Annotated in this window: 13 protein-coding genes; 4 read left to right on the forward strand and 9 right to left on the reverse strand. The window is 69.0% G+C overall.

Annotated features, from left to right (window positions below; translation table 11 throughout):
* Positions 1-26: 26 nt before the first annotated feature.
* Positions 27-2,681 (reverse strand): ATP-dependent Clp protease ATP-binding subunit, encoded by a 2,655-nt coding sequence (locus JQX13_RS45420; RefSeq protein WP_203405639.1) that lies wholly within the window; start codon positions 2,679-2,681, stop codon positions 27-29.
* Positions 2,682-2,880: 199 nt separating this feature from the next.
* Between JQX13_RS45420 and JQX13_RS45425 the strand changes: the two genes are divergently transcribed.
* Positions 2,881-3,540: a carbohydrate-binding protein gene (locus JQX13_RS45425; RefSeq protein ID WP_203405640.1), complete on the forward strand. Its 660-nt coding sequence runs from the start codon at positions 2,881-2,883 to the stop codon at positions 3,538-3,540.
* A 418-nt stretch (positions 3,541-3,958) separates the two neighbouring features.
* The gene (locus JQX13_RS45430) at positions 3,959-4,546 is read left to right on the forward strand and encodes a hypothetical protein (protein ID WP_203405641.1); all 588 of its coding nucleotides are present in this window, start codon (positions 3,959-3,961) and stop codon (positions 4,544-4,546) included.
* A 221-nt stretch (positions 4,547-4,767) separates the two neighbouring features.
* On the opposite strand, the gene JQX13_RS45435 is transcribed toward JQX13_RS45430, so the two are convergent.
* The 4 genes from JQX13_RS45435 to JQX13_RS45450 all read right to left on the reverse strand — a co-directional run bounded on the left by JQX13_RS45435 (position 4,768) and on the right by JQX13_RS45450 (position 10,283).
* Positions 4,768-5,754, reverse strand: a complete 987-nt coding sequence (locus JQX13_RS45435) for an aldo/keto reductase (protein ID WP_203405642.1) — start codon at positions 5,752-5,754, stop codon at positions 4,768-4,770.
* A 136-nt stretch (positions 5,755-5,890) separates the two neighbouring features.
* A complete protein-coding gene (locus JQX13_RS45440; RefSeq protein WP_203405643.1) occupies positions 5,891-7,312 on the reverse strand; it encodes a DUF1552 domain-containing protein in 1,422 nt (473 codons plus the stop codon).
* Positions 7,309-9,006 (reverse strand): DUF1592 domain-containing protein, encoded by a 1,698-nt coding sequence (locus tag JQX13_RS45445; RefSeq protein ID WP_239014246.1) that lies wholly within the window; start codon positions 9,004-9,006, stop codon positions 7,309-7,311. Before JQX13_RS45445 ends, JQX13_RS45440 begins: the two co-directional genes overlap by 4 nt.
* A gap of 161 nt (positions 9,007-9,167) precedes the next feature.
* Positions 9,168-10,283 carry an acyl-CoA dehydrogenase family protein gene (locus JQX13_RS45450; protein ID WP_239014247.1) on the reverse strand — a complete coding sequence of 372 codons (1,116 nt, stop codon included), beginning with the start codon at positions 10,281-10,283 and terminating at the stop codon, positions 9,168-9,170.
* A gap of 183 nt (positions 10,284-10,466) precedes the next feature.
* Here JQX13_RS45450 and JQX13_RS45455 point away from each other — a divergent pair, with 183 nt between their 5' ends.
* Positions 10,467-11,282, forward strand: a complete 816-nt coding sequence (locus JQX13_RS45455; RefSeq protein ID WP_203405644.1) for an SDR family NAD(P)-dependent oxidoreductase — start codon at positions 10,467-10,469, stop codon at positions 11,280-11,282.
* Positions 11,283-11,285: 3 nt separating this feature from the next.
* On the opposite strand, the gene JQX13_RS45460 is transcribed toward JQX13_RS45455, so the two are convergent.
* Positions 11,286-11,711 carry a hypothetical protein gene (locus JQX13_RS45460; RefSeq protein WP_203405645.1) on the reverse strand — a complete coding sequence of 142 codons (426 nt, stop codon included), beginning with the start codon at positions 11,709-11,711 and terminating at the stop codon, positions 11,286-11,288.
* Positions 11,712-11,787: 76 nt separating this feature from the next.
* Here JQX13_RS45460 and JQX13_RS45465 point away from each other — a divergent pair, with 76 nt between their 5' ends.
* Positions 11,788-13,467, forward strand: a complete 1,680-nt coding sequence (locus JQX13_RS45465; protein WP_239014248.1) for an RluA family pseudouridine synthase — start codon at positions 11,788-11,790, stop codon at positions 13,465-13,467.
* A 12-nt stretch (positions 13,468-13,479) separates the two neighbouring features.
* Here JQX13_RS45465 and JQX13_RS45470 read toward each other — a convergent pair whose 3' ends face one another.
* From JQX13_RS45470 to JQX13_RS45480, 3 genes are all read right to left on the reverse strand, one after another.
* The gene (locus tag JQX13_RS45470; RefSeq protein ID WP_203405647.1) at positions 13,480-14,691 is read right to left on the reverse strand and encodes a GNAT family N-acetyltransferase; all 1,212 of its coding nucleotides are present in this window, start codon (positions 14,689-14,691) and stop codon (positions 13,480-13,482) included.
* An 80-nt stretch (positions 14,692-14,771) separates the two neighbouring features.
* Entirely contained in the window at positions 14,772-15,947 is a 1,176-nt protein-coding gene (locus JQX13_RS45475) for a DegT/DnrJ/EryC1/StrS family aminotransferase (RefSeq protein WP_203405648.1), read from the reverse strand.
* The gene (locus JQX13_RS45480) at positions 15,935-17,053 is read right to left on the reverse strand and encodes a GNAT family N-acetyltransferase (RefSeq protein WP_203405649.1); all 1,119 of its coding nucleotides are present in this window, start codon (positions 17,051-17,053) and stop codon (positions 15,935-15,937) included. The genes JQX13_RS45475 and JQX13_RS45480 overlap by 13 nt, the downstream gene beginning before the upstream one ends.
* Positions 17,054-17,130 lie beyond the last annotated feature (77 nt).

Raw genomic sequence — 17,130 nt, forward strand, 5'->3', positions numbered from 1 at the left:
CGCGACCCCCTTCTCGGGGGCCTGGCTCAATGCACCGGTGCCGGAGCCTCCACAGCGCGGACCCGGGCCTCTACCTGGAAGGAGAACCTCCCGTCCGCGAAGTCCACGAGCAGCCGATCTCCCTCGTGCACATCCCCTCTCAGCAGCATCCGGCTGAACTCCGTCTCCAGCTCGCGCTGGATGACCCGCCGCAGCGGCCTCGCGCCGTACTTCGGGTCGAACCCGCGCCGCGCCAGCTCGTCCTTCGCCGCGTCACGAACCTCCAGCGTGATGTTCTGCCCATGCAGCTTGCGCCGGGTGGACGCCAGCATCGAGTCCACGATGCGGTTGAGCTGCTCGCGGTTGAGCGAATGGAAGACGATGATCTCGTCGATGCGGTTGAGGAACTCGGGCCGGAAGTGGCCGCGCAGCGCGTCCATGATGGTCGCGGCGACCCGCTCGTCCTCCACGTTCACGCCCTCCCCGGGGCGCTGGAACCCGAGTGTCCCCTTCTGGAGTCCGAGCTGCTCGGCGCCCAGGTTGGACGTCATGATGATGACGGTGTTCTTGAAGTCAACCGTGCGCCCGCGTGAGTCCGTGAGCCGCCCGTCGTCCAGTATCTGCAAGAGCAGGTTGAAGACGTCCGGGTGGGCCTTCTCGATTTCATCGAACAGGAGCACCGAGTAGGGCCGCCGCCGCACGGCCTCGGTGAGTCGTCCCGCATCCTCGTAGCCCACGTAGCCCGGAGGCGCGCCAACGAGCCGGCTCACCGTGTGCCGCTCCAGGTACTCGGACATGTCGAAGCGGAGCATCGCGTTCTCGTCGTTGAAGAGGTAGTCGGCGAGCGCTCGCGCCGTCTCCGTCTTCCCCACGCCCGTGGGCCCCAGGAAGATGAACGAGCCGATGGGTCGCCCTGGATCCTTCAACCCCGCGCGTGCCCGGCGTACCGCCTCGGAGATGGCGCGCAGGGCCTCCTCCTGGCCCACCACGCGCTGACGCAACGCCTGCTCCATCTCCAGCAGCCGCTGCGACTCCTCCTGCTGCAACTTCTTCGCCGGAATCCCCGTCCACTCGCTCACCACCGTGGCGATGGACTCGGGCGTCACCGTGGGCTCGGTCACCCCCATGGCGTGCTGCCACTGCGTGCGCAGCCCGTCCAGCTCCGCGCGCAACGCCTCGATCTCTCCCTTGAGCCGCGAGGCCTCCTCGTAGCGCTCGCCGGCCACCGCGGCCTCCTTGTCCTTCTCCTTCTTCGTCAGCCGCTCCTCCATGTCCTTCATGCGGCCCGGCTCGGTGTGCGCGCCCAGCCTCACCATCGCCGCCGCCTCGTCGAGCAGATCGATGGCCTTGTCCGGCAGGAAGCGGTCGCTGATGTACTTGTCGGCCAGCTCCACCGCGGCGGTGAGCGCGGCGTCGGTGATCTTCACCCGGTGATGCGCCTCATATGAGTCGCGCAGACCCCGGAGGATCTCGATGGCCTGCTCCGGGGTGGGCTCGGCCACCATCACCGGTTGGAAGCGGCGCTCCAGGGCGGAGTCCTTCTCGATGTGCTTGCGGTGCTCGTCGAGCGTGGTGGCACCCAGACACTGGAGCTCGCCGCGCGCCAGGGCCGGCTTGAGCATGTTCGCGGCGTCCATCGAGCCCTCGCCCGCGCCGGCCCCCACGATGGTGTGCACCTCGTCGATGAAGAGGATGACCTGGCCCCCGAGGTCTCGAATCTCATCCATCAACCCCTTGAAGCGCTCCTCGAACTCACCGCGGAACTTCGAGCCGCCGATGACGCCCGCCAGGTCCAGCGAGAGCACCTTCTTGTCCTTGATCACCTCCGGCACCTCGCCCGCGATGATGCGCTGCGCGAGGCCCTCGGCGATGGCCGTCTTGCCCACGCCCGGCTCGCCGATGAGCACCGGGTTGTTCTTCTTCTTGCGGCTCAGGATGCGGATGACCCGCTCGATCTCCTTCTCGCGGCCGATGATGGGATCCAACTCTCCCGCCTTCGCCAGCGCGGTCAGGTCCCTCGTGAAGCGGGTGAGGAGGGGCGGAAGCCGATCCGCGCCCCGGCCCGACTGAGCGGCCCCTGACGTCCCGGAGACACCGCCTCCTGTCAGGTGCGTGCGCAGCTCGTCCGGGTCGATGTCGGAGAGGAACTGGGCGGCGAAGCTCTCGCCCTCGGCCATGATGGCGAGCAGCAGGTGCTCGGGGCCGATGAAGGTCTGTCCCAGCTGCACCGCCTGGAGCCTCGCCAGCTGCAACACACGCTTCATGCCCGAGGACAACCCCACGCCCTCGGCACGCAGCGGCTCCCGACGCTCCATCACCTGCCGCAGACGGACCTCGTACTCGTCCACGTCCGTGCCCTCCTCCTCGAGCGCCGAGCGGATCTCCGGGACCTTCTGGGTGAGCGCCAGCAGCAGGTGCTCGATGCGGATGCGATCGTAGCCCCACTCCAGCGTCAGCCGCGCCGAGTGCTCCAGCACCTGCTGCGCCAGCTCCGACAGCTGGGCCAGGATGTTCTCCCGCTTCGGCCGGGAGCCCATCATCTGCGCGAGCAGCCCCTCCAGTCCGAAGGGCATGGACCCGTCGCCCCTGGCCACGGCACTCGCGCAGTGGTTGCACAGACTCAAGGTGTTCTCGTGCCCATCGGCCATCCGCCGCTTGAGGAACACCACCGCGGGCCTCGCCCGGCAGTTCTCACAGACCATCTCGTCCGCCTCCTCCCGCGCTCCCAAGCAAGCTAGGAACGTGTCGGGCGCAGAACCATCGGTCAGTGGTTCACCCCCAGGCGTGCGGCCGAGCCCCGCCCCGATGGGTCCGGGGGCGAATGTCCCCTCTTTCGCTCCTGCCTCGAATTGGGTACATCACTCCCCGTAATTCAAGAAAACCACCAAAGAAGAGTTCTCCATGTCGAGTCAGCAAGCTGGTGGATGCGGGGCTTTCGTTCTGGCGTTGTGTGTCAGCGTTCCGGCGGCCGCGAGCGCCGCGGAGCAGCTGCCCTACGGAGCCAACACCTTTCCCGGCGTCATCAAGGCCCATGACTTCGACCAGGGAGGCGAGGGGGTCGCCTACCACGACTCGGACTCGATCAATACCCATCAGCACTACCGGCCTGGCGAGGCCGTGGACATCGGCATCCGGGGTTCGGGGACCTACGAGGTCCGGGGCGTGACGGGCGAGTGGCTCGAGTACACGGTGGATGTGCCCACGGGCGGCCGCTACGAGGTATCCGTCAACTATTCCCGAGCGAGCGGGACCGCCCAGGTCACGATCGGCCTGGATGGAGCGGCTCCCCTCCCCGTGACGCTCCCGGCCACGGGCGGGCACGGCACCTTCCATGGCTACAAGGTTCCCACGTCCTTCGAGGTCACCCCGGGCCGTCACGTCCTCCGGTTCACGTTCGCCGGTGGGGACGTCTACCTGCGGCAACTGTCCTCGGCCCGGCTTCCGGGACGCGCCTTCTACTTGAGCCGCGCCGGGGCAGGTGCGAAGGACGGGTCCAGTTCTTCGCCAACGAGGGCAGTGAGATCGTCCTCGAGAACAACACCACGCCCGCGGCGCGCGTGAAGCTCGTCCACTCCGTCCTCTCGGACGCGGGGCCGTGTGGAGCCGTGGCATCCAAGGAGGGCGGCACCACGCTGGAGCTGGTCGACAGCGTGGTTTGCGAGGGCGCGGCGGGGACGCCGGTTCCCCTCCGGGCGCCGAGCGCGAATTGGACGGGACAGCCCGCGGATGCCTTCACGCATCGAGGAGGTCGCGGCCCACGCTCCGGCCTGGAGCGGCCGGTTCTCGCTCCCGGCCCGCCTCAGCATCCGGATGATGCGGGTCCTCCCGCCGCGCCGAAGGCTCGGCCGATTCCTGCGGTGGTATCGCTTCTGAAGTACCCCGCCCCTCGATGTGCGGCCCCAACATTTCAGTCACGAAGGATGCGCGGACGGAACGAGATGGTTAGCTTGCGCACACTCACACCCCTGGAGGATGAGAGATGTCGCGTCATGGGAGGGCGGTACTGGGAATCGTAGCGGCGCTGGGCACGGCGGGCACGGCGGCGGCCGCCGAGGAGCGAGGAGAGTGGATCGGCAACAAGAAGATCTTCCTGCGCGGCGGCGTGGGCAACTACACGGGCAACCTGGGTGAGGTCGCCAAGCCGGGTCCGAGCTGGGGCCTGACGTTGAACCTGGGGGCCATGAGCTTCCTCGGCCTCGAGTTGAGCTACGAGGGTGCGCGCAATGTCATCAGCGAAGCGGAAGTGCTCGACCTGGCCCTGACGCGTCATGGAGCCTCCGCTCTGCTGAAGCTGTCCCTTCCCCTTTTCGATGCCGTGCGTCCCTTCGTGGGCGGCGGTATTGGCGGCACGTACACCCTCGCGGAGGGCACGTTGCTGGGCAGCGACAAGTCGGAGCTGGTGGGCGAGGTGCCGCTGGCCGCGGGCGTCGATTTCAACGCGGGCAAGCTCACCGCGGGAGTCCGGGCGACCTACCGGCTGCTGCTGGACGAGAATCTCTCGGAGCAGTTCGACAGGCCCAGCGGCGGCTACTTCGACGTCGTCGCCACCCTGGGCATGCGCTTCTAGTCAGGTCCTCGCAAGAGGGAGTGGGCGGCCATGGCTCCATCCAACGATGGAGGACATGGCCCGCCCCGCCCTCGAGTTGCCAGGACTGGCGTACAGCGAGCGCTCGTGGCTCGAGCCAGGTGTGGGACAGCCATCCAGCGGCTCCGCGCCGTCTGGGCCATCCTGCGCTTCCCCTTCGAGCGAAAGCACCAGGCGCCCCCCTCGAAGTGAGGCGGGAGACCTCACCAGCGCTCGTGCACCAACGGCCGGATGCGCCGGTCATACACCGAGCGCACCGCCGCCAGGGTCTGTTCGGACAGGGGCGGCAGATCCGCCGCGGCGGCGTTGGCCTCGGCCTGGGACGGATTCTTGGCGCCCGGGATGACGCAGCTCACCGCCTCCTGCATCAGGATCCACCGCAAGGAGAACTGCGCCATGCTCGCACCGGCGGGCACCAGGGAACGCAGTTCCTCGACCGCCTCCAGGCCTGTCTCGTAGGGCACGCCGGAGAAGGTCTCGCCGACATCGAAGGCCTCTCCCTGTCGGTTGTAATTGCGGTGGTCGTCGGCGGCGAAGCGGGTGTCCCGGCGCAGCTTTCCCGTCAGCAGGCCACTCGCGAGCGGCACGCGGGCGATCACCGCCACGTCTCGCGCCGCCGTCTCGGTGAACAACGTCTCCGCCGGCTTCTGCCGGAAGATGTTGAAGATGATCTGGATGCTGGTCAGGTTGGCATGCTCCAGCGCCCGCCGGGCCTCAGCCACCGTCTCGACGCTGACGCCCCAGTGGCGCAGCTTGCCCTGGCGCACCAGGTCATCCAGCGCGGCGAACGTCGCGTCCTGAGAGTAGACCGCGCTCGGTGGACAGTGGAGTTGCAGCAGGTCGATCCGATCCGTGCCGAGGTTCCTCAACGAGCGCTCGACGAAGCCCGTCAGGTGGGCGGCGTCATAGCCCTCGGCGACATGGGGGTTCAGGCGACGTCCGGCCTTGGTGGCGATGTAGACGCGCTCGCGGCCATGGGCCTTCACCGCCTGCGCCACCAACCGCTCGCTGCGGCCGTCGCCGTAGACGTCCGCCGTGTCGATGAAGTTGATGCCGCGATCGAGCGCCGCGCGGACCGTCGCCAGCGCTTCCTCCTCCGTGACCGTGCCCCAATCCGCGCCAAGCTGCCATGCGCCCAGCGCGATCTGCGACACCTGCCAGCCGGTACGGCCAAAACGGCGGTAATGCATCGTCACCCTCTTGTCGACGGTCCTCGAGCCCACCTCGGGACGGTGCGAGCGGGGGTCTAGAACGACGACCCCGGCGGGACCAGCCGCATGTGATGGCGCCGTTCACCAGCAGGCAGCCGGTGAACCGCAGCTTCCCTTACGCCATGAGCTCGGGGAGCACGCCCTTGGGCAGGGAGGGATCTCCGAAGTCGTCCAGGTACTCTCCGGACGCGTTGCGCAGCCCCACGGCGCTACCGATGGTGTTCAGCATCCGTTTGTGATTGAGGGCGCCAGGGTTCGGAAGCTCGATGGCGAGACCCTGCTTGAAGAAGCCATTGCAGCTGCCCGCCAGGACGTAGGGGATGTTCCTCGCCGAGTGGGCGGGCCCGTTCCCCAGGTCGTTGTACCAGACGGATACGCCATGGTCGATCAGCCGCTTGCCATCCGGCATCTCGTAGGCGGCCAACTTGTCCAGCAGGTACTTGAAGGCACCCGCGAAATGCATGTCCACGTAGTGGTGCATCAGGTCCGCACCCGTGATGACGGTGCCGTCGCTGCCATCCGACATGCGGCGGTGCGAGATGAAGTGGTAGCTCTCCATCGGGGTCCCGCTCGGATTGCGGTAGCGCGTGCTGCTGTCATTGCCGTTGCCCACCTGGATCGCGACGGAGCGGGTGGTGCCACAGGCCACCGCGAGTACCGCGATGTCGATCTGCATCTTCAGCGAGGCCATCACCACGTCGCCGTCGGAGCTGTTGTAGCCCGGCGCCCGGGACTGGAGCAGCAGCTCCTCATCCGCCCGCATGCGGCAGCTCAGGGCGACCTCCAGGTCCCGCACGTTCGACAGGTGCAGATCCAGCCGCTGGCGATCGGTGGAGCTGAGCTGCGGGTTCTGCTTCAACTGATTGAGCTGGGCCTGCACCAGATCATTCACGCTGCGCTGCCGCACGAGGAGTTGCTCGCGGGCCTCGGGAGTCAGCCCTCCCGTGCCGCCGATCATCGTCTGGTACGAGACCCAGGGATCATGCAACGCGGCCCGGCGCACCCCGCTGCTCCGGTAGGAGATACAGGCGCCACCGAGCCATCCCCCACTCCTGCCCGCGTAGAGGAAGAGCGAGTCGCGATTCTGCGGATTGAGCTCGCGGCCGATGCGGTGGTCCAGGGACTCCCCGGACGCCTCCGAGCTTCCGCCCATCCCCTCCACCACGGGACCTCGGGCGGTCAGCCCCTGAAACGCGCCACGCGCATGGCCGTCCCCGTAGTTGAAGTCCTTCATGTTCACGTTGCGCACCACCAGCAGGCGCGAACGGTGGTTCACCAGCTCGCCCACGGCCCGCCCGGACATGCTCTCCGGGGTGAGCGCGCCCATCGACTTCGGCCAGAAGCGCTCCGGCTCGCTGCCGAGCTCGCTCGTCGTCTGCGCCGCGGCCACGCCGTTGGCCTGCCGGAAGAAGATGGCGTACGGCAGCGCCTGCGTCTCCGCCGCCTCGGCTCCCCCCGGCAGCAATCCCTCGAGCAGCGGCAGCCCCAACACGGTTCCGCCCAGCCCCTGCAACACCAGTCGACGGCTCAGCTTCATGGCAGCTCCTCCGGGTGGCGGTTGACGAAGCCCTCGCCCGTGACGACCTCCACCACGAGGTCCAGGATGGACAACTGGCCCTCTCGCGACAGGCGGCCGAGCCGCGTCACGAGGGCCTGGTCCTCATTGGCCACCGGACGTCCGTTGAGGAACTCCACCCAGTGGCGCGCGTAGCACTCGTGCACCGCCTGGCTGGAAGCGAGCGTCTCCGCCAGGTCGGTGGCGTTGCTCACCGAGCGCGTCTCCTGACCGATGCGGGGGGCCGAGCTGGCGTTCACCGGGAATCCGTTGTCCGTGGTGCGGTAGCCGCCGATCGCGTCGAAGTTCTCGAAGGGGAAGCCGAGCGGGTTGATGAGGGTCGCATGACACGAGGCGCACGCGGTGCCAGCGACCTCGGTGTGCGACTCGACGACCTCCCGGTTCGTCCGTCCTCCCGCGGGCGGCAGCGGCGGGATGTCGGCGGGTGGCGCACCAATCTTCTGGCAGATGATGCGCTCGGACAGGAAGACACCGCGGTGGATGGGATCCGGGCTCACCGACGTCGCGTGTGACGCCAGGAAGCCCACCTGGGTGAGCACGCCACGGCGCTGGCTCGAGTCCAGCGACACGCGGACGAAGTCGGTCCCGAACGTCCCGCTCAGCCCGTAGATACGTGCCAGCTCGTCGTTGACGAAGGTGGACGTGGAGGTGAGCAGGTCGGAATAACTCCCCTGCTTCTCGAAGACGACATCCCCGACGAACAGCGAGTTCTCCCGCGCGGCGTACTCGGCCAGCCGCGCCGACACGTCCGGGTAGCGCGTCGAGGAAGGTTTGATGGAGGCGTAACGGGGCACGTCGAAAACCGTGCGGTGGAAGGCGTCCACCACGCCGCGCGTGCGGGGGTCCTGGAGCATGCGCTTCGCCTGTTGGAGAACGCCCTCGCGATCGCGCAGGCGGCCCTCCCGGGCGGCGGCGAACAAGGCATCATCCGGCATGGAGTTCCACAGGGCGTAGCTCAGCCGGGAGGCGACCTCGTGGTCCTCGAGCGGCACACGGCCGCCCTTGACCTGCGTGCTCCGCTCCACGCGATAGAGGAAGTGCGGCGACTGCAGGAAGGCCTCTATGAGCAGCCGGATGCCCGCCTCGAACGCCGGCATGCCCGAGTAGGCCTGGGTCCCCTTGCGGTACAGCGCGAGGTAGGCCTCCACCTCCTCGGCCGTCAGCGGACGCCGGTGCGCGCGAAGGCCGAACTCCTCCACGAAGGTCCGTGCACGCTCCTCGGCCGTGGAGGCCGCGGGAGGCAGCAGGCGCGAGAGCCGCGCCGGATTCGTGGCCACCTGCCCGGCCAGCTCCGAGGCCGCGCGCTGGTACGCGCCCCAGAGCGACTCATCCACGGAGAGGGTCCGCGCCTCGTTGTCGAAGAGGAAGCCGCTCTGGGCCGGGTCCGCCCGGAAGCCCTGCGTCTGGGACGTCGGCGGCGCATCGAGCCGGAGGAGCTCCTGGACACTGTTGGCCCACTGCGTATGGGTCAGGCGGGCGACCCGCACCGTCCGGGCCGGTTGCTCCTTGGCCGCGGGCGAGTCCTCGCCCTGGAACGGATCGAGGAGCCTCCCCTCGCAGCCAGCGAGCATGCCCGCTGCGAGACCGAGGACCACCGAGCGCCGCCACCCTCCCCGCCACCTGGGCTCTCGCGACAACCGTCTTCTTCGCGTCATGGGATGAGCGCCTCCAGCAGAAGAAGCCAGCACTCAAACGATAGACGTGCTCCGAGTCAACACTCTCGCGAGTTCCAGGGCTCTCACATCTTGGGAAAGCCACACGCTCACTGGAATCTCATGGTCTGATGTCACTGAGTTTCAGTAAGAGCGGAAGCAGCTCAGTCGAACAAAGGCATTCCGACCATCGCCTTGCCGATGAAGTCGTAGAGCAGATCCGTGGTCGGTGACATGACCGTGACGGCGCGGGCGTCGCGGAAGTGCCGCTCGATGCCGACCTCCTTGCGGAACGCGGCCCCACCGCACACGCGCATGGCCAGCTCGGTCACCTCGGGGGCCAGTTCGCCGATGGCGGCCTTCACCTCGAGCACCCGGAGCTGCGCGTCCTGGCGTCCGGACTCGATGGCATCCAGCGTGTCGAGGAGCAGCCCGCGCGCCATGTCCGTCTTGATGCGCATCCGCGCGAGGTAGGCCCGCGTCGTGGCCAGGTCGCCCAGGGACTGCCCCAGGTGGGTCAGCCGCGTCTTCGCCACGTGCGCGGCGGCCTTGCGCGTGACGGCCTCCATGATGCCCAGGTAGCAACTCGCGCCCAGCACCTGGAAGTGGGGCAACACGTTGTTCATCATGATGTCGAACCCGCCCCCATCCGGGCCGATCATCGCCGAGCGAGGAACACGCACGTCCCGGGCCACGATGGGGCTGGAGGAATTGCCGCGCAGGCCCAGCCCATCGAACACCACCGGGAACGACAGCCCGGCGGCGTTGCCCGGTACCAGCCACAGCGTGCTCAGGCCCCTGGCGGCCAGCGGCCGGCTCGACCAGACGTAGCTGTCGGCCTGGCCCGCGGACGTGGCCCAACTCTTGTCCGCGTCCAGCCGGACCGTGTCCTGCTCGGGGACGGCGAGGGCCGTGCTCACCGGCGTCCAGAAGTGGCTGCGCGAGCCCGCCTCCGAGAGTGCCAACGTCGTCACGTGCCGCCCGGCCGCGATGGCCTCCCGGATGTCTCGCGGCCCGTGCTGCTCGATGACCGCCGCGCCGCAGTAATGCATGCACAACACCATCCCGGTGGACCCGCAGGAGGAGCCCACCTGCTCGACGATCGAGGACGCTGCCCGAAGCCCCTCACCCATTCCCCCGACTTCCTTGGAGCTGATCAGCCCCAGCAGGCCCGCCTTGCCCAGGGCATCCATCGCCGCCCGGGGATATTTGCCATACCGGTCGACCTCGATCGCACTGGGTTCGATGACCTCGGAGATGATGCTCTCGATGAAGTTCATGAGTCCGGTTCCTGGTAGGTGAATGAAGCACCGACGCTAGCAACCCTCTGAACGGGATGGGGAGTCACAATCGGATGGGACAGGGGCGGCGACCCTCACCCCCGCCCTCTCCCGGAGGGAGAGGGAGTATGCGCTCCCCCTCAACCCCTCGCACTTTGGAGCAATGCCTGTCAGGCTCCGGCCATGGCTGATGTGATCCTCACCGGCGCCTCCCGCGGTATCGGCCACGCCCTGGCCCTCGCCCTCGCCGAACGGCGCGGCGATCGTCTCGTCCTCGTCGCTCGTGATCGTGCCCGCCTCGACGCCCTCGTCACCGCCGTCGAGCGGAAGGGCGGCAGTGCCATCGCCGTGCCGGGTGATCTCTCCTCGCTCGCCGAGGCCCGGGCTCTGGGGCAGCGCCTCGCCGAGGTCGTCACTCCGGGCGCGACGCTCATCCACAACGCCGGGCTGTGGCCGACGAAGCGGGTGCTCACTCCCGAGGGATTGGAGACAGCCTTCGTCGTCAACCACCTGGCTCCCCTGGTGATGCAGCGGGCGCTCCTCGACGCCGAGCGCCTGCGCCGCGTCATGGTGGTGAGCGCGGGATTGATCCTCAAGGGGCACTTCGATGCCGCCCGCACGCCCACCGGCGAGGACTTCTCCGGCATCCGCACCTACTGCACCACCAAGCTCTGCTTCGCCCTCGCCATGCGAGACATCGCCGCCGCGAATCCCGCGATCGATGTCGTCATCCTTCATCCTGGCGTGGTGCGCACCGACCTCGGGGCTCGCACGGGCCCGGTGGGTTGGCTCCTGTCGCTCGTGAAGCGCGGCTGGGAAGCTCCCGAGGTCTGCGCCGCACGCCTCGCACGCATCCTCTCGCGCGAGCGTTGGTCCCCCGCCGGTGAGGCCCGCTGGCTCATCGAGGAGGACGAGCAGTCGTGGCCCGCTGTCGCCGAGAACGAAACCACCCGGCGCTCGGTACGGGAGACCACCGCCCGGCTGCTCGCCTCCGCGTGACGCTCAGCCCAGTTGCCGCGCGAGCCGCTCGATTCCGGCACGAATCATCCGTCCATAGCCGTCTTCGTCCAGAGCATCCGCCGCGGCCTCCGCCCTCGCTACGTGCTCCTTCGCCCGAGCCAGGTCACCCAGCTTGCGGTAGTCCTCAGCGAGGTTGAGGTGCAGTGACGGTTGGAACGCCCGCGCCCGCTCCTCCGTGAGCTGCTCGGCGGCGTCGAGAGCGCGCAGGTCCCAGAGCAGCTCCTCGTGCGGATCGTCCTGCACGTCCGCCATGTAATGCGCGAGCGTGCAACGGTGGAACGGCTCCCCCCGGGGGGTGAGGTCCTTCCATATATCGGCGAATAGCTGGCGAGCGACTTCGCGATCGCCCCGCTGGCTCCTGTCGATCGCCTCGGCGATCCTGCTCATGAACTCGTCCTGTCCCGACATGACGCCTCCCAGGGAGCCGTTCGCCACGCGCTGGACCGTAGCGCATACGTCGGCGGTTTCGTGTTACCGGAGAGCCGTGGAGACCTGGATCACCCCCATCGAGCCCCCGCCGGCCCCTGGCGAAGTCCCCGAGGCCTTCCCGAGCCCCTTTGACGCGCTCGGTCCCCATGCGCTGGCGCGCCGGGCCGCGGAGATGATGCAGGCGGAGCTCCGGAGGGGCTTCGTCGCCCCGGGTGTCCCCACCTCGACGCTCGATGGCCCCGAGGGCGGCAAGATGTTCGGTGTGCTGGTCGTGCAGGCGCCCGACGGGCGCATCGGGTTCCTCCGAGCCTTCTCCAGCATGCTCGCCGGGCAATGGGAGCTCCCGGGCTTCGTCCCTCCGCTCTTCGATCGCGAGGCTCGGACACGGGTGGAGCCCGCTGGCGAGGCCGTGGTGAAGCAGTTGCTCGCCCGCGCCGAGGAGCTCCGGACCTCGCCGGAGCTCGTCTCGCTCCGGAGCGCCCACGAAGCGCAGGAGGCGCGCCATGCCAGAGAGCGCGCCACGCTGCGCGCCCGGCACGAGGAACGGCGGAAGCGTCGTCACGCACGGCGGGCCGAGATCACCGCGTCGGACGCGCTCGCGGAAGCCGGGAAGCGCGAGGCCCTCCATGCGCTGGATCAGGAGAGCCGGGGCGACAAGGCGGAGCTGCGCCGGTTGGAGGCAACCCAGGAGGAGGAGCGACGGGCGCTCGTGCCGAGGAGAGCGCGCCTGGAGCGGCGTCTCCGGGCCCTCGAACGTCTGCGGCGGATCGTCTGTCGTGCGCTCATGAAGCGGATCCACGACACCTACGGGGTCCCGAACGCGCGGGGCGAGCGACGTCCCCTGCGGGCCCTGTTCACCCCTGGAGAGCCGCCCTCGGGCGCCGCCGACTGCGCGGCCCCGAAGCTCCTCGCCCATGCCTTCACGCATGGCCTGCGACCGCTGGCGCTCGCCGAGTTCTGGTGGGGCGCTCCGCCGTCCGCGGGGGGACGCGCCGCCGGTGCGTTCTATGGTGCCTGCCGGGACAAGTGCGGGCCCCTCCTCCCCTTCATGCTGGAGGGTCTCCGAGTCTCCTCCCCGAGAACCTTCTCACCACCAGCCGCCGTGGCCGACGACCTGGCCATCGTCTTCGAGGACGCGTGGATCGTCGTGGTCGACAAGCCCCACGGTCTGCTCTCCGTTCCCGGAAAGGACGTCTCGGTGACGGACTCGGTGCTCGCCCGACTGCGTGCCCGGTATCCGCACGCCACGGGTCCGCTCCTCGTTCATCGGCTCGATCTGGATACCTCGGGGCTGCTCGTCGCGGCGCTCGACCCGAGGACGCACGCGGCCCTGCAGCGGCAGTTCGTCCACCGGGAGGTCCACAAGCGCTACGTGGCCTGGATCGCCGGGCCCGTCCAGGGCGAGCACGGGACCATCGACTTCCCCATGCGTGTCGACCTCGAGGACCGGCCCCGGCAGATCCACGACCCCGTGCACGGAAAGCCCGCGATCACCCGGTGGCAGGTCCTGGAGCGGCGGGGGGAGCGCACCCGGGTGGCCTTCTTCCCCCTCACCGGGAGGACCCACCAGCTGCGCGTCCATGCGGCCCATCCGCTCGGCCTCGGCGCGCCCATCGTCGGGGACCGACTCTATGGGCACCCGGACGAGCGCCTGATGCTGCACGCGGAGTCGCTCTCGTTCCGGCACCCGGAGACGGGACAACACGTCTCCTTCGAGCGACCCGCGCCGTTCTGAGCCTCGAGCGCTCTACCCGCGGACCGCGGAGAGCTTGCGCCGGAACCTGCGCACCCGCTCGACCGCGTCCTGGGGCAGCACGCGCTTGGCCACCTCGCGCACCTGCCGCATCGCCTCGTCGCGCCGCACGAGCCACGCTCCGCTCCCTCCCGGAGAGAGCACCCGCAGCGACACGGTGCGCCGCTGCCTCGTGGTCCAGTCGGACTTGTAGGACTCGGTGCCGCGCAGGAAGTCGTACTCGGTGAGCCCGGCCTCGAGGGCGTCGCGGAACGTCTCGCCCACCAGCACCAGCCCCACGCTGCGGTTGCGCCAGGCCGGGTCATAGCCGGACTGGAAGTAGATGAAGGAGTCGCGGTGGAGGATGCCGTACACCGAGGCCACCGCCTGCCCTCCCACCTTCATCGTGTAGAAGCGCAGCCGGCCCCGCTCGGCCAGCAGTTGCGTGGCATCACGATGGAACGCCTCCACGCCCCGGCCCCGGATGCCCTGAGAGCCCCCATCCGACTCCCACCGCATCGCGTGCAGCCGGAAGAAGTCCGTCAGCGGCCCCGCCAGCGCGCCCGGCGCCTCCGTCTTCTCGATGCGGTAGCCCTCCTGCTTCTCCAGCCACTTCTTGCGGCGCAGGTAGTTGTCCCGCCGGCTCGTGCGCTTCAGGAAGTCGTCGAAGGACTCGCCCTTCCCGAGCGACTCGTACGGGCACACGTACCGCGTGGACAGCTGGAGCTCCGCCCGGTGCTTCTCGAAGGTCTCCCGCAGCACCCGCACCGTCACCGAGTCCTCTCGCAGGTTCGTCAGGTCCAGCACGTCCCACTGATCCCTCAGCTCCCACAGGGCTCCGGCGAAGGTGCGTGCCACCTCCTCCTCGCGGCCCCTCCTGGCCACCACGTCCAGGTAGTCGCTGCCCACGTGCGTCTCGCCCAGGAACGCCAGCCGCCGGATGGGCCTGCCCAGCACCCAGTGGTAATCGAAACCCAGCGGCATCAGCCCCACCAGCGCCCCGCTCCGATCCTTCGCCTGCAGCACGAAGGGCTTGCGGTCCGCTCCGATGCGTCTGCACCACGGGTACAGCCACTCCCATGCGTTGAACGGGCCCGCCTGGCTCTCGTCCAGCAGCGCGTCCCAGGCGCTCCTCAGTCCCGCCAGCTGGGACAGCTCCCGCACGGTGCCCACTTCCAGCCACCTCGCGGGGCTCGGCGTGGGTGACAGTTCCGCTTCGTGAATCACGGTGTCGACCTCGTGTCTCGAAATACCCTCACCCCGACCCGCTCCCGGAGGGAGAGGGAGGGGTTGTCGTGTCCGCTCGCTCAGCCCGCGTGCTTGCGCGTACGGCGATCCTGCGTGAGCGCGCCTCGCACCACCGTGGCCACCTCCGCCATCACCTCCGGCGAGAGATCCTGGTGGCAGGGAATCTCCACGATGCTCCGCCGCAGCTGCGCCACCTCCGGGAAGGCCGAGGCGTCGCACGCCGGATGGAAGTGTTTCCAGAAGTCGATGGCCTCGATGCCCTTGGAGTGCAGCCTCGCCAGCACCTCCGCCTTGTCCGCCACCACCAATGGGTAGAAGAGCGGGCACACCCCCGCGGGCAGCTGGTTGAACAGCGGCGCGGACACGTCCCGCAGCCGCCCCAACAGGAAGAAGTAGTTGCGCCGCCGCCGCTCGACGATCGCCTCCAGGTCCTGCGCCTGGGCGATCCGCTTCGCGAACGGGCTCATCCCCAGGTCCACGTGCCGCCGCTCGAAGTGCTGCGTCCCCGTGGCCACCCGCTGGATGTCCGCCGCCTTCACCGCCCCCTTGCCGAGGCTCCGGATGAGGCTGCGCACCCCGCGCCCGAACGCGCCCCCGCGCAGCTCCAGGTTCTGCAGCAGCGCGGACAGCGTATGGCTCAGCGTGGAGGTGAAGGGAGGCGTGGGCGGCTCCGGCAGGCTGTACGAGCGCGGGCCGTTGACGGTGAGCGCCCCACCGTGCGGCAGCGGCAACGTCTTGTAGAGGCAGAAGATGCCGATGTCCCCCGTCGTCCCCAGCGGCACCGAGCCGTCCGCGCTCAGCAGCGACAGCGCGCAGTCCTCGATGAGCGGCAGGCCGTGCTTGTCCGCCAGCCGGCGCATCTCCTCGGCGGGGCTGGGGAAGCCCGCGTAGTGGATGAGGTAGAGCGCCTTCGTCTTCGGACCGATGCGCTGCTCCACGTCCTCCACATCCACGTCCCAGCGGCTGCCCACCCGGTAGAAGCGCGGCGTGGCCCCGGCGTCCGCCACCGCCTCCACCTCCACACCGTGGTGGTAGGCCGGCATGAGCACCTCGCCCTTGTCCAACCCCAGCATCTTCACCGTCAGCCACACGGCGTTGCGGGCGAAGTAGAACCAGCGCACGTTGGGCGCGCTGAAGGGCATGAAGTTGCTCGGCTCGCGCCGGCCGAACAGCATGCCCGGCCACAACGTGGGCAGGGCGGGAACGAACAGCCGGGCATTCGTCATTTCTTCCATCGCGCCACCACCTCCCTGGCCACCGGGGCCCAGCGGAACTTGGCCGCGCACATCGCGCGACCCAAAGCCGTATCGTTGAAGACGTAGAGCCACGTGTGGCGGCGCACCTTGTCCGTCCAGTCCCGCTTCCACACCATGTCCGGCCCGAGGAAATCGAACTCGCGCAGGCCCCGCGTCACGCAGTCGCGCAGCACGTCCTCCATGAGGAGCTGTCCCGGGCTGCAGTCGCCCAGCGACTCGTCGTAGCCAGGCTTGAGCAGGAAGTAGCGCCCGCCGTACTCCAGCGCGTACTGGAAGGCCACCGCCCGCCCGTCCAACCTCATGAAGAACAGCGCCAGCCGGCCCTCGTACGCCGCCGTGCGCGCCAGCTCCGAATAGAAGCCCCGCGTGCGCGCGTCCTGCGCCATCGCCGTGCCCCGCCGGCCCTTCCAGCCGCTCGCCTCCAGCGCGAAGCCCTCCTCCAGCTTCGCCTCCAGCTCGAGCCCGCCTTCCACGCGCTCCACCGTGACGCGGCCCTTCTCCTCCAGCTTGCGGCGCCGTCGGCGGCAGTTGGCCTTGAACTTGGACTGCAGCGTCTTCTGGTACGCCTCCCACGAGCCCGGCAGCGGGATGTAGGGCGACTGCAGGGACTCCCACGTCCCCACGGACAGCCCCGCCGCCTTCGCCGCCGCGTACAGGCTCCAGCCAGCGCCACCCTCGGGCACGTCCGTGAGCAGCAGCACGTCCCAGTTCTTGTCTCCGCGCAGGTGCTCGAGGAACGCCGCCGAGGCCTCCCCGGGATCGCGCGCCAGCAGATCGAAACGGCATGAATGCGGATTGGCCGTGGCGGAGAGCTGCCGCACCGGCACTCCGTACATGGAGACACGCCCGGCCATCAGCGGCAGGGCCGCGCTGAGGCGTCCCTCCCCATCCCGCAGCGTGAACACTCGCAGCCGCGCCTCCGGGGCGAAATCATCCAGCCATATCCGAAAGAATTCATGACGGTAGAAAGGCTCATCAGCCGTGGACTCCACGAGCGCGTTCCACTCCGGCTCCAGCGCCATGAAGGTGGTCCGGTCGGCCACCTCGACGACACGCGGTGCGGAGGTGAGCTGTCTGGCTTCCATGTGTTCTATCCGATTCCTGACGATGCAGGGCCCCCGAGGTCCCGCATGCGCCGCAAGGTGGCCACGGACGTTGCCGC

Origin of the sequence: Archangium violaceum (genome assembly GCF_016859125.1) — a bacterium.
GTDB classification, from domain to species: Bacteria; Myxococcota; Myxococcia; order Myxococcales; family Myxococcaceae; genus Archangium; species Archangium violaceum_A.

What these genes read in the sequence shown, in the direction of transcription:
- JQX13_RS45420 (WP_203405639.1), bottom strand. Translation starts at nt 2,681, where the DNA reads ATGGTCTGTGAGAACTGCCGGGCGAGGCCCGCGGTGGTGTTCCTCAAG.
- JQX13_RS45425 (WP_203405640.1), top strand. Translation starts at nt 2,881, where the DNA reads ATGTCGAGTCAGCAAGCTGGTGGATGCGGGGCTTTCGTTCTGGCGTTG.
- JQX13_RS45430 (WP_203405641.1), top strand. Translation starts at nt 3,959, where the DNA reads ATGTCGCGTCATGGGAGGGCGGTACTGGGAATCGTAGCGGCGCTGGGC.
- JQX13_RS45435 (WP_203405642.1), bottom strand. Translation starts at nt 5,754, where the DNA reads ATGCATTACCGCCGTTTTGGCCGTACCGGCTGGCAGGTGTCGCAGATC.
- JQX13_RS45440 (WP_203405643.1), bottom strand. Translation starts at nt 7,312, where the DNA reads ATGAAGCTGAGCCGTCGACTGGTGTTGCAGGGGCTGGGCGGAACCGTG.
- JQX13_RS45445 (WP_239014246.1), bottom strand. Translation starts at nt 9,006, where the DNA reads ATGACGCGAAGAAGACGGTTGTCGCGAGAGCCCAGGTGGCGGGGAGGG.
- JQX13_RS45450 (WP_239014247.1), bottom strand. Translation starts at nt 10,283, where the DNA reads ATGAACTTCATCGAGAGCATCATCTCCGAGGTCATCGAACCCAGTGCG.
- JQX13_RS45455 (WP_203405644.1), top strand. Translation starts at nt 10,467, where the DNA reads ATGGCTGATGTGATCCTCACCGGCGCCTCCCGCGGTATCGGCCACGCC.
- JQX13_RS45460 (WP_203405645.1), bottom strand. Translation starts at nt 11,711, where the DNA reads ATGTCGGGACAGGACGAGTTCATGAGCAGGATCGCCGAGGCGATCGAC.
- JQX13_RS45475 (WP_203405648.1), bottom strand. Translation starts at nt 15,947, where the DNA reads ATGGAAGAAATGACGAATGCCCGGCTGTTCGTTCCCGCCCTGCCCACG.
- JQX13_RS45480 (WP_203405649.1), bottom strand. Translation starts at nt 17,053, where the DNA reads ATGGAAGCCAGACAGCTCACCTCCGCACCGCGTGTCGTCGAGGTGGCC.